The sequence below is a fragment of the Sorangium sp. So ce131 genome (assembly GCF_051519095.1).
Taxonomy (GTDB): domain Bacteria; phylum Myxococcota_A; class Polyangia; order Polyangiales; family Polyangiaceae; genus Sorangium.
This window is the reverse complement of sequence record NZ_CP150455.1, coordinates 12,741,191-12,754,232: the sequence shown is the minus strand read 5'-3', so window position 1 is coordinate 12,754,232 and position 13,042 is coordinate 12,741,191. Positions and strand designations below refer to the sequence as shown.

Genomic DNA, 13,042 nt, shown 5'->3' with positions numbered 1-13,042 from the left:
TGCAGACAGGCTCATCGGGTGCTCCCTCGTGAGAAGAGTTGCTCGACCTCGTGTGTTCCGGGGCGCGCGCGCAGATCCAGGGCCTCGAGGGCCGCGCGCACGCGCGCATGCACCTCGTCCCCCTGCACGGCGGCGAGGTGATCGCCGGCGACGATCGCCGCGCGCGCCGCCCCGGCCGTGTAGCGCTGCCAGTCGACGGGCGGGCCGCCGTGGCGCGCGATCGTCTCGTCGCTCCACCACGCGTGGATCGGCGCGCGGAGGCACCGCGGCGGCAGCTCGCTCACGAGCGTCGCCGCGCCGCGGAGCAGCGCGTAACGGTGGTGGAAGGCGGCGGGCGGCACGTCGGCCGGCAGCAGGCCGTGGGACTGCGCCCAGCGCACGGCCTCCGTCACCCGGTCGCCGCCGCCGAGCCCCCGCAGCCGCCCGCGCAGCACGTCGAGCTCCGCCGGCGGGAGCTGGCGCCACTGCGCGCCGCGGTCCGTCTCGAGGTACGCCGCGAGCTCCTCCACGGCGTCCGGCTCGCCCGCCGCGTACAGCTGCGCGCGCGGCTGCGTGTCCAGGATGCCGAGGAACGCGACCCGCTCGCCCTGCTCCTCCAGCGACCGCGCGACGGCGAGCGCCAGCACGCCGCCGAGGGACCACCCCAGCAGCAGGTACGGCCCGCGCTCCTGCCGCTGCCGGATCTCGCGCGCGAGGTGCTCGACGATGCGCGGGAGCGAGACGGCCTCGGCCTCGCACGGAAGCGCCGGGCCGAGCTCGAGCCCGAGCACGGGCTGGTCGTCCCCCAGGGCGTCGGCGAGGCGCCGGTAGGCCGCGACGTGCCGGCCCGTGGGGTCCACGCAGAAGAGCGGCGGGCGCGATCCGTCCGCGCGCAGCGCCACGACGCCCGGCGCCGGGCGCTCGGCCTCGATCCGCCGGGCGAGGCCCGCGACGGTCGGCGCCTCGAAGATCGCCGTCAGCGACAGGGAGCCGCCGAGCGCCTGCTGGATCCGGTGCATCAGCGGGATCGCGAGCAGCGAGTGGCCGCCGAGCTCGAAGAAGTCGTCCTCGACGCCCACCTGCGGGCGCCCCAGCACGTCGGCCCAGATCGCCGCGAGCGTCTCCTCGACCTGCGTCCGCGGCGCGACGTACTCGCGCCGCCGGCGCGCGGCGGGGCTCGGCAGCGCCTTGCGATCCACCTTGCCGTTGGCGGTGAGCGGCAACGCGTGCAGCAGCACGAAGTCGCCGGGGACCATGTACTCGGGGAGCCTCTCCTTGAGGAACCCGCGCAGCGCGGCCTCGTCGAGTGATCCCTCGCGGGGCACCACGTAGGCGGCGATCGAGCGCCCGCCCGCGCCGTCGTCGCGGGCGACGACGACCGCCTGCCCGACGCCGGGGTGCTCGCGGACGCGCGCCTCGACCTCGCCGAGCTCCACCCGGAAGCCGCGGATCTTCACCTGGTGATCGCGCCGGCCCATGAACTCGACGGCGCCGTCGGGCCGGTACCGCGCGCGATCGCCCGTGCGGTAGAGGCGCGCGCCCGCGGCGAACGGGTGCGGCACGAACCGCTCCGCGGTGAGATCCGGCTGGCCGAGGTAACCGCGCGAGAGCCCGGCGCCGCCGAGGTACAGCTCGCCCACCGCGCCGGCCGGCGCCGGCTCCAGGCGCTCGTCGAGCACGTACGCCTCGGCGTTGGCGAGCGGGCGGCCGATCGGCACGGAGTCGCACCCGCGCGCATCGCCGATCTCGGCGAGCGGCAGCACGAGCGCGCCCACCGTCGTCTCGGTCGGCCCGTAGTGGTTGACGACCGCGCAGCCGGTCGAGAGCGCCGCGATCCGCTCGGCGAGCGCGAACGAGAGCGGCTCGCCGCCCAGCACGAGGAGCCGACGCGGCAGCACCGCCGCGCCCTCGCCCGTGTCGAGCAGCGCGCTCAGGTGCGACGGCACGATCTTCAGCACGTCGAGCGGAGAGCGCCGGTAGTACGCCGCGAAGAGCCGGCCGTCGGTGGCGGTGGCGTAGTCGATCACGTGGAGGCACCCGCCGGACGCGAGGGCGCCGAAGATGCTCGTGTTGCCGAGGTCGGCGCTCAGCGTCGAGACGGTCGCGAAGTGCAGCCCCGGCTCGATCGCGAGCGCCTCGCAGAGCGCGCGGGTGTAGCTGGCGACGCCGCGGTGCGTGACGGCGACGCCCTTGGGCACGCCCGTGGAGCCCGACGTGAAGACCACGGACGCGAGGTCGTCGAGGTGCACCGGCGCGGCCGGGTTCACCTCGGGGTCCTCGTCGAGGAGCGCGGCGTGCGCGGCGTGATCGAGCGACAGGACGGCGCCGCCCGCCGCGGGCAGCCGGGCGACGTCAGGGAGGTTCGTGACCAGGAGGGAGAGGCCGGCACACCGGATCTGCTGGCCGAGCCGCTGCACGGGCGCGTGCGGGTCGAGCGGCACGTACGCGCCGCCGGCCTTGAGGATGCCGAGCAGGCCGACGATCATGTCCGCGGAGCGCTCGCAGCAGAGGCCGACGGGGCTGCCGCCGCCCACCCCGCGCCGGCGGAGGTGGTGCGCGAGCCGGTTGGCCCGGCGGTTGAGGTCGCGGTACGTGAGCTCCTGATCGCCCGCGACCACCGCCGGCGCGTCGGGCCGCCGCGCGGCGTGCTCCTCGAACGAGGCGTGCAGGCACCGCGGCGGCGCCGCGTCGCACGCGGCGCCCCGGCCCGCCGCGAGCCGCCGCGCCCGCTCCGCGGGGCCGAGCAGGCCGAGGCGCCCGGCCGGCGCCGACCAGGACGCGGCCGCGCCGCCGAGCAGCGCCAGGTACTGCTCCGCCATGCCGGCGACGCCGTCGGTCGAGATCCGGCGCGCGTCGTGCCAGAGCGCGAGGCGCACGCCGCCGGGCCCGCGCTGGGCCGAGAGCGCGAGCTTGAGCCCGCCCGCGCCCGCGCACTGCCGCTCGACGCGCCACGAGAGGCCCCCCGCGACCCAGGGCTCCGGGAGCGTCACGAGCTCGAAGCCGACCGCGCCGGAGAGCGCCCCGCCGTCGGCGAGCGCGCCGGGGTCGACGTACTCTTCCTCCTCCGCCGCCTCCTCGACGGCGGCGTGCGCCCTCCGCACCAGGTCGGCGAACGCCGCAGCATCCTCCACGCGGAACGCGACCGGGAGCCACTTCGCCACCGGGCCCATGAGCTCCTCGACGTCCTCGATCCGCCGCCCGGCCGAGGCGACCGCGAGGACGAGCTCCCGCGGTCCGCCGAGGCGCGCGAGGTGCACCTCTAGGGCCGCGAGCAGGGCCGAGGCGAGCGAGGCGCCCTCGCCGCGGGCCAGCGACTCCAGCCGGTCGGCGAGCGCCGCGTCGATCTCGAGCTCGACGGCCTCGCCGGCGGCGCCGCCGTCCTCCGCGGCGCGCTCGAAGGGGAGCACGACGGGCGCCCCCGCGGGGGAGCTCGCCCTCTCCGCGGAGCCGACGAGGTCGTTCTGCCACTCGGCGAACTGCGCGTACTGCACCGGCGCGTGCGCGTCGCCAAGCGGCCGCCGCTCCCCGCCGGCGGCGTAGGCCTCAGCCAGCTCGCGCGCGAGGAGACCCAGCGTCCAGGCGTCGGCGCAGAGCGCGGGCGCCGTGAGCAGCAGGTCGTGCCGCCGCTCGGAGCGGCGCACCAGCGCCACGTCGAGCAGCGGCCCGCGCTCGAGATCGAACCCGCGCCGCGCGGCCTCGCGCCAGAGCGCCTCGACGCGGGCCTCCTGCTCCTCCGCCGCGCGGCCGCCGAGGTCGACGGCGCGCCACGAGGGCGCCGCCGCCGCGACCACCTGCAGCGGATACTTGAGGCGCGCGTCCCGGCGGAAGGTCGTCCTCAGGATCTCGTGGCGGGCGACCACGTGGTCCAGGGCGCGGGCCAGCCGCGCCGGGTCGAGCGGCCCCTCCAGCCGGAGCAGGCCGCGCGCGGCGCACGCAGCCCCGCGCCGGTGGAGCGCCCAGAGGGCCCGCTGCTGCGGCGACAGCCGCACGCCCTGCACGCTCGGCGCCGTCATCGCGCTCTGCATCGTCATGACGCCACCGCCCCGAGCTCGTCCTGCGCCACCATCTCGCCCATCGCGACCACGATCTTCCGCGGGCCGGAGAACGGGTCGCGGGCGTGGGCCACGAGCATGTTGTCGAGGAGCAGGAGGTCGCCCTCCCGCCACGGGAACCGCACAGCGCAGCGCTCGTAGGCCTCGCCCAGCGCGCGCGTCGTCGCGGCGTCGATCGGCGCGCCGTCGCCGTAGAGCACGTTGCGAGGCAGCCAGTCCTCGCCGAGCATGGCGAGCAGCGACTCGCGCACGGGGGCTTCCAGGTACGCCGGGTGGTGGAGCTGGACCTGGTTGAAGAACACCCACGCGCCGGTCCGCGGGTGCTGGATCACCGCCGGGCCGCGCTGGCTGATCCGCAGCCGGCCGCCCTCCCGCCACTCGCACCGCATGCCGCCCGACCGGCAGCGCTCCTCCACCACCGCGGGATCGGTCGTGTGGAAGAAGTCCTGCCAGGCGACGTCGAAGCCGGGCGTGAAGTTGCGCACGTAGAGCAGCCCCGACCGCCGGAAGCGCTCGCGCACCTCGGGCGAGAGCGCCTCGTGGAGGCGGCGGCAGTCCACGATCGGCGTCGCGCCGCCCTCGGGCGAGGCCTGCACGCAGAAGAACCACTGCTTGAGCGGCCAGCGCGGCAGGTGCGAGCTCTCGTTGTGGAACAGGATCGCCCGGTCCGCGGGGTACGGCGTCGAGCCGTAGACGTGCCGCCCGGCCTTCTCCCGCGGCAGGTCGCCGTACTCGCCGAACAGCTCGCCGGTGACGGCCTGCGCGACCTCCTCGAAGCTCGCCACCGACCGCAGCGAGAAGCCGCGGAACAGCACGGCCCCGTGCCGGTGGAGCTGCTCCTCGATGAACCCCCGCTCCGCGCGGGCCCAGGCCGCGAGATCCACGTCGTCCATGGCCGGCTGGATCACGAGCGGCAGCGGCCCCTCGCCGAGCGTGCCGGTGGAGACCAGCGCGCCGGGCTCCACGTCGACCCTGCGCGGGGTGATGCGCCGCAGGCCCTTCTGCCGGCCCTCGTCGCGCGCGCGCCCTTCCATGATGCGTTCCTTCCTTTCTGCAGCCGCGAGCGCCGTCACGCGGCGGTCGGGGTCGTCCACGACGGCCCGCAAGAGGGCCAGGAATTGCGCCGCCATCGCCGCGATCGTCGCCGGCTCGAACAGGTCGGCGCGGTACTTCCACGCGATCGAGATCCCCTCGTCCGTCTCCTCGGCGAACACCCCGAGATCGAACCGCGACACCTCGCGATCGAGCTCCACGGCGCTGAAGCGGACGCCGGGCAGCGCGATGTCGGTCGCCGGCGTATTTTGCAGGACGAACAGGGCCTGCACGAGGGGGTGGCGGCCGGGCTCGCGGGCCGGGCGCACGGCGTCCACGACCTGCTCGAACGGCAGGTCCTGGTGCACGTACGCGTCCAGCGTGACCTCGCGGACCCGCCGGAGGAGCTCCCGGAACGTGGGCTGGCCGCCGAGATCCGTGCGCAGGACGAGCAGGTTGACGAAGAACCCGATGAGCCCCTCGGTCTCCTCGCGGCTCCGGCCCGCGACGTCGGTGCCGACCAGGAGATCGGTCTGGCCCGAGCGCGCGAAGAGCACGACGTTGAACGCCGCGAGCAGCGTCATGAACAGCGTCGCGCCCTCGCGCCGGCCGAGCGCGCGCACCGCGTCGGCGAGGCCGCGGTCGACGGCGATCGTGTGCCGCGCGCCGCGGTAACTCGCCGCGGCGGGCCGCGGGTGATCCGGGCGCAGGTCGAGCGCGGGCGGGTGCCCCGCGAGCCGCTCGCGCCAGGCGCCGAGCAGCGCCTCGCGGACGGCGCCCTGCATCCACCGACGCTGCCAGACCGCGAAGTCCGCGTACTGGATCGGCAGCGGCTTCAGCGCCGGCGGCCGCCCGGCCTTCACGGCCGCGTAGAGCTCGGCGAGCTCGGCGACCAGCACGTTCAGGGTCCAGCCGTCCGCCACGATGTGGTGCACGACCACGACCAGCACGAGCTCGTCGTCGCGGAGCCTCACCGCGGTCACCCGCAGGAGCGGCCCGCGACCGAGATCGAACGGCCGCTCCGCGCGGGCCGCGGCCAGGCGCTGGACCGCCGCGCCGCGCTCCGCGGCGGGCATGGCCGACACGTCCACCACCTCGAGCTCCGGCGCGCCCTCGGGGGCGATCACCTGCACCGGCTCGCCGCCGGCCACGCCGAACGTGGTCCGCAGCGACTCGTGGCGCCGGACGAGCGCGGCGAGGCTCTGCTTGAGGACCGCGAGGTCCAGCTCCCCCTCGACGCGCACGGCCGCGGTCATGTTGTACCCGGCGCTGCCCGGCTCGAGCTGGTCCAGGAACCACAGGCGCTGCTGCGCGAACGAGAGCGGCAGCGGCCCCTGCCGCGGCGCCGGGACGATCGGCGGCGCCTCGATCGCCGCCGCGCCGCCGTCGCGCCGGGCGCGCCGCTGATCGACGTCGCGGGCGAGCTCCGCCACGGTGGGGTGGTCGAACAGGCTGCGGAGCGGCAGCTCGACGCCGAGCGCCCTGCGCACGCGCGACGCCACCTGCGTGGCGAGCAGCGAGTGCCCGCCCAGCTCGAAGAAGCTCGCGTGCACGCCGATCCGGTCGAGCCCGAGCACCTCGGCCCAGATGCCCGCGAGCACGTCCTCCGTCGGCGTCCGCGGGGCGGCGGCCGCCGCCCCCGCCGGCTCGGCCGCGGGCGACTCCGGCGCCGGCAGCGCCTTGCGGTCCACCTTGCCGCTCGGCGTGCGCGGCAGCGCCGCGAGCGAGACGAACACCGGCGGCACCATGTAGTCGGGCAGCGTTTCCTTAAGGAAATCGCGTAGATGCTCCGGCGCCGGGGGCGCGCCGGCGGCGCCGACCACGTAGGCGACGAGCCGCTTGCCGGACGGGCGCTCGTCGCGGACCGCGACCACGGCCTCGCGGACCTCGGGGTGCTGCTCGAGGCGCGCCTCGATCTCGCCGAGCTCGATGCGGAAGCCGCGGATCTTCACCTGGTGATCCCGCCGCCCCAGGAACTCGACGGCGCCGTCCGGGAGGCGCCGGCCGAGATCCCCGGTCCGGTACATGCGCGCGCCGGGGATCCCGCTGAAGGGGTCGGGCACGAAGGCCTCGGCGGTCCGGGCGGGGTCGTTCAGGTAGCCCCGCCCCACGCCGACGCCCGCGACGCAGATCTCGCCGGTCGCGCCGACGGGCGAGAGGTCGTCGCCCGTGACGAGGTGGAGCCGCACGTTGGGCACGGGACGGCCGACGGGCACACGCGCGAGCTCGGGCCCCGGGGCCGCCGCAATCACGTGCAGCGCCACGTCGTCGGCGCACTCGGCCGGGCCGTAGGCGTTCACGAGCGGGACGCGGGGGTAGCGCTCGAACCACCGGCGGCAGAGGTCGGGCGTCAGGGCCTCGCCGGTGGGCAACATCCACCGCAGGCGCGCGAGGGTCGGCGCGTCGCGCGCCTCGCGCACGTCCGCGTCGGCCGCCACGAGCTCCCGCAGGAGCGACGGGACCAGCTCGAGGACCGTGATGCCCTGCGCCTCGGCCTCCTCCACGAGGCGCCGCGGATCGCCCGCGATCTCGTCGGGCACGATGTGCACGCGACCGCCGCAGAGCAGCGCGGTCAGCAGCTGCCACACCGAGATGTCGAAGCACTGGGACGCGGTCTGCCCGATCACGTCCGAGGGGCCGAGCCCGAGCGCGGGGATCTTCCCCCACACGTTGTTGAGCATTCCCGCGTGCTCGACCATCGCCCCCTTCGGCACGCCGGTCGACCCGCTCGTGGTGATCACGTAGGCGAGGTGGCCCGGGCCGGTGAGGTGCGGGAGATCCTCCGCGGGCCCGCGCTGCGCGGCGACGCGCTCGCGCGCGACGAGCCGCGGCCGCGCGGGCTCGGGCAGGTGCGCGAGCGCCCGCGCGAGGCGCGGGACCCACGCCTCCGAGGTCAGCACCACGGGCGCGCGGCTGTCCTCGACGAGGCGGGCGAGGCGCTGCTCCGGCTGGCGGGGATCGAGCGGGAGGTACACGCCGCCGGCCTTGAGCACGCCGAGCAGCGCGACGAGCAACTCGAGGTCGCGCGCGTCGAGCACGGCCACGATCGTGTCCGGGCCGACGCCCTCCGCCCGCAGCGCGTGGGCCACCTGGTTGGCGGCGCGGTTCAGGGCCGCGTAGGTGAGCCGGCGACCCCGGGACGAGGCGGCCTCGGCGTCGGGCGTCCGGCGCGCCTGGGCCTCGAAGAGCGCCACGTAGCTCGGCGCGGGGGGCTCCGCGCCCGCGGTGGCGTTCCACTCCACGAGCAGCTGCCGGCGCTCGCGCTCGCCGAGGAGCGAGAGCTCGCCCAGCCGGGCCTCCGGGCGGCGGGCCATCTCCGACAGGAGCTGGACCAGGTGGCCGAGCATCCGCTGGACGACGTCGGGCTCGAACCAGCGCCGGTCGTACGAGAGCCGGATCCCGAGCCTCGATCCCGGGTACGCGACGACCGTCATCGGGTAGTTCGTGTGGACCCGGTCCCGCTCGTAGGAGAGCTGGACGTCGCCCACCTGCTCCCCCAGCCGGGGATCCTTGGGCGCGTTCTCGAAGACGACGAGGCTGTTGAACAGCGCCTGGCCCTTGGGGAGCTCGCTCCACCGCTGGATGTCGAGCAGCGGCGGGTACTCGACCTCGCGGACCCGGTAGTTGTGGGCGAGGAGATCCTTGAGCCACGCGAGCAGCGGCCGCTCCGGCGACACCTGCACCCGCAGCGGCAGGCTGTTGATGAACAGGCCCACGATCGTCTCCACGCCGGGCAGATCGGTCGGGCGGCCCGCCACGGTCACGCCGAACACGACGTCGCGGCGGCCGCTGTAGCGGCTCAGGAGCAGCGCCCAGGCGCCCTGCACGAGGGTGTTGGGCGTCAGCGCGTGCTGGTGCGCGAGGCCGACGAGCGCCTCGGTCATGTCCACGGGCAGCTCGACGAACTCGTCGCTCACGCCGGCCCCCGCGGGCGGCTCCGCGCCCTCGGGGAAGGCCCGCTCCACGCCGAACGGCGTCGGCTCCGTGAAGCCGCGGAGCTCCTCGCGCCAGAACCGCTCGGCCGCCGCGAGGTCCTGCCGCGCGAGCCAGGCGATGTAGTCGCGGTAGGGGCGCGGCTCGGGCAGCTCGAGCGAGCGGCCCTCGCCGAGCGCCTCGTAGTACGACAGGCACTCCATCATCAGCACGGAGAAGCACCAGTCGTCCGTGAGGATGTGGTGGAAGCTCCGCACGATGCGGTAGGCGTCCTCGGCCACGCGGATCAGCCGGATCCGCATCAGCGGCGCGCGCGTCATGTCGAGCCCGGCGGCGAGCTCGGCCTCGAGCGTCTCGGCGAGGCGCTCCTCCTGCTCGGCCTCGGTCTGGCCGCGCCAGTCGAGGACGTGGATGACCTCGGCGAGGTCGATCTCCCGGTGGACGATCTGGAGCGGTCGCTCGAGATCTTTCCAGAGGAACGACGTCCTCAGGATGGGGTGCCGCGCGACCACCCGCCGCCAGGCCTCGATGAGCAGGCCGGCGTCGAGCGGGCCGTGCCACACGTAGTGCTGCTGCATCAGGTAGATGCCGGAGCCCGGGTTCAGGAGGGTGTGGAAGAGCATGCCCTCCTGCATCGGCGAGAGCCGGTAGACGTCCTCGATCCGTGACGCGTCCGGCAGGGCGCGCGCGATCTCGTCCGGCGTGAGGCCGCACAACGCGAACCGGGACGGCGGCGCCTCGGGCGCTGCGGGCGGCTCTGCCGACGGCGCTCCGGCCTGGTGCGGCCCCGCGGCGGGAACCGCGACCGCAGCGGCGGCGGGAACCGCGACCGCAGCGGCGGCGGGAACCGCGACCGCAGCGGCGGCGGCCACCGTGGGGTGCTCGAACAGGTGCTTCGGGCTCAGCTTGATGCCGCGCTGGTTGGCGCGCGCGATGACCTGGAGGCTCCGGATGGAGTCGCCGCCGAGGGCGAAGAAGTTGTCGTGGATGCCGACCCGCTCCACGCGCAGGATGTCGGCCCAGATCTGGGCGAGCGTCGCCTCGACCTCGTTCCGGGGCGCGACGAAGCCGCCGGCCTCCGGCGCGCCCGCCCGCCCGGGCTCGGGCAGCGCCGCGCGGTCGATCTTGCCGTTCGCCGTGAGCGGCAGCGCGGGCAGCGGCACGATCGCGCTCGGCACCATGTAGTCGGGGAGCTGCAGCGCGAGCCGCGCGCGGAGGGCGGCCACGTCGAGCGCCGACGCGCCGTGGCCCACCACGTACGCGACGAGGCGCTTCGCCCCGCCGCCGTCCCGCGCCACGACGACCGCCTCGCGCACCTCGGGCTGCGCGCGCAGCTGCGCCTCGATCTCGCCGAGCTCGACGCGGTGGCCGCGCAGCTTGATCTGGTGGTCGGTGCGCCCGAGGAACTCGATCGCGCCGTCGGCCCGGAGGCGCGCCCGATCCCCGGTGCGGTACAGGCGGCCGCCCGGAGCGCCCCCGAACGGATCCGGAACGAAGCGCTCCGCCGTCAGCTCGGGGCGGGCGTGGTAGCCGCGCGTCACGCCGGCCCCGCCCAGGTAAAGCTCCCCGGTCACGCCCACGGGCACCGGCTGCATATTTGTACCCAGGACGTACGCCTGGGTGTTGGGCAGCGGCCGGCCGATGGGCACGGTCGATCCCGACCGGTCCGCCGCGGCCCCGATCTCCCACGTGAGCGAGCCGACCGTCGTCTCGGTGGGTCCGTAGTGGTTCAGGACGGTGCAGCCCGGCGCGAGCGCCTGGATCCGGTCGATGAGCTCCCAGCTCGAGGCTTCCCCGCCGAGCACGAGGCAACGCCGGGGCAGCACCCGCTCGGGGCGCGCCGCCTCGAGCAGCGCGGTGAGGTGGCTGGGGACGATCTTGAGCGCGTCGACCCCGTGCCGGCTCATGTACTCGGCGGTCGCGTCGGGATCGAAGATCCGCGCCTCGGACAGGACGTGCAGCGTGCGGCCCGAGCAGAGCGCGCCGAAGAGCGACGTGTGCCCGAGGTCGGCCGCGACGGTCGAGACCAGCGCCATGCCGCCGCCTTCGGGGAGGGGCAGCCGCGCGAGCACGCCGCGCACGTAGTTCGCGAGGTGGCGGTGCTCCACGGCCACGCCCTTGGGCCGCCCCGTCGAGCCCGAGGTGTAGATGAGGTAGGCGACGTTCTCGGGCCGCGCCGTCGCGCCGAGCGGCGCGTCGGGCTCGGCCGCGATCGCGCCGGCGTCGCGGTCGAGGCAGAGCAGCGCCGGCCCCGGCGCGTCGAGCGCGGCGGCCCACGGCTCCCGGGAGAGCACGACCCGCGCGCCGCTGTCCTCGATCACGGCGCGGAGCCGCTCGCGCGGGAACTTCGGGTCGACGGGCACGTACGCGGCGCCCGCCTTGAGCGCGCCGAGCAGCCCGACGATCATCTCCGCCGAGCGCTCGACGCACAGGACGACCCGGTCCTCGGGCCCCACGCCGAGCGCGCGCAGCCGGCGCGCCAGCTGGTTCGTCCGCCGGTCGAGCTCCCGGTAGGTCAGGGCCGTGTCCTCGCAGACGACCGCCAGCGCGTCGGGCCGCGCGGCCGCGTGCGCCTCGAAGAGCTCGTGGACGCAGGCCGCCGGGAAGGCCGCGGCCGTCGCGTTCCAGTCGACGAGCAGGCGCCGGCGCCCGTCGCCGCTCACGAGGGGCAGCTCGGCGAGCCGCGCCTCGGGCCGCGCCGCCGCCATCGCCCCGAGCAGCGCGCGGCACTGACCGAGCAGGCTCGCCGCGGCGTCGTGCGCGAGGCGGCGGCGCTCGTAGCTCACGATCAGCGCGAGCTCGCGGCCCGGCTCGACGATGAGCGACAGCGGGTAGTTGTTGCGCCCGGCCGTGAGCAGGGCGCCGCCCTCGCGCCCGCCGCCGGGCCGGGGCAAGGCGCGGACGTGCACGTCGAGCGACGCGCCGCTCACGTCCTCCTCGGGGTAGCTGTCGAACACCACCAGCGTGTCGAAGAGCGACCGGCCGCCGGGCACCTCGCTCCAGCGCTGGACGAGCGACAGCGGGGTCCACTCGTGCTGGCGCAGCTCGCTGTTCCGGTCCTGCAGCCGCGCGAGCCAGCCGGCGAGCGGCGCATGTTCGTCCACGCGGACCCGCACCGGCAGGGTGTTGATCAGGAGGCCGACGATGGCGTCCGCGCCGGGGAGCTCCGGGGGGCGGCCCGACACCGTGGCGCCGAAGACCACGTCGGGCTCCCCGCTGTTCCGGGAGAGCACGAGCGCCCACGCGCCCTGCACGAGGGTGTTCGGCGTGACGCGCAGGCGGCGGGCGCAGGCCGCGAGCGCCTCCGTCTCCGCCCGCGAGAAGCGCAGCTCCTGCTCGGCGCAGGGGAAGCCGCCGTCGCCGTCGCGCGCCGCGGCCGCCGCGGGGCCGGCGTCGAAGGGCAGCGGCGTCGGCGCGTGAAACCCGGCCAGAACATCGCGCCAGAACCGCTCGGCCGCGCCCTCGTCCTGGGCCTGCACCCACCCGAGGTACTCCCGGTACGGGCGCGCCCGCGGCAGCTCGGGGATCGCGCCGCGGACGAGCGCCTGGTAGGCGAACAGCGCCTCGCGCAGCAGGAGGGCGAAGCTCCACCCGTCCAGCAAGAGGTGGTGATGGCTGTTGATGAAGCAGAAGGCGTCGTCCTCGAGCTGGACGAGCGTGAGCCGCATGAGCGGCGCCTTCAGCAGGTCGAAGCCGGCGCGCCGGTCCTCGGCCATGAGCGCGGAGAGCGCCTCGTCGCGCTCGCTCGCGGGCAGCCCCCGGAGATCGCGCCGCGCCACGGGGATCGCCGCCCGCCGGCGGACGACCTGCACCGGCCTCTCGACGCCCTCCCAGACGAAGGCGGTGCGCAGGATCGGGTGGCGCTCGGCGAGCGCCTGCCAGGCGCGCTCGAAGGCGTCCTGATCGAGCCGACCCTCGAGCACGAAGCCGATCTGGACGAAGTACGGATCGGCGGACCGGTCCGAGACCGCGTGAAAGAGCAATCCCTGCTGGAGCGGGGAGAGGTAGTGAATCGACTCAACGTCTTTCTTCTGGTTCGCCATGGC

The 13,042-nt window shown here is 75.7% G+C and carries 2 protein-coding genes; both read right to left on the bottom strand.

Features of this window, described 5'->3' with window-relative positions; genetic code table 11:
- Positions 1-11: 11 nt before the first annotated feature.
- Entirely contained in the window at positions 12-4,010 is a 3,999-nt protein-coding gene (locus WMF43_RS46330) for a non-ribosomal peptide synthetase (protein WP_437675109.1), read from the bottom strand.
- Positions 4,007-13,039, bottom strand: a complete 9,033-nt coding sequence (locus tag WMF43_RS46325) for an amino acid adenylation domain-containing protein (RefSeq protein WP_437675107.1) — start codon at positions 13,037-13,039, stop codon at positions 4,007-4,009. Before WMF43_RS46325 ends, WMF43_RS46330 begins: the two co-directional genes overlap by 4 nt.
- Positions 13,040-13,042 lie beyond the last annotated feature (3 nt).

Coding starts and splice junctions, on each gene's coding strand:
- WMF43_RS46330 (WP_437675109.1), bottom strand. CDS start 4,010: ATGACGATGCAGAGCGCGATGACGGCGCCGAGCGTGCAGGGCGTGCGG.
- WMF43_RS46325 (WP_437675107.1), bottom strand. CDS start 13,039: ATGGCGAACCAGAAGAAAGACGTTGAGTCGATTCACTACCTCTCCCCG.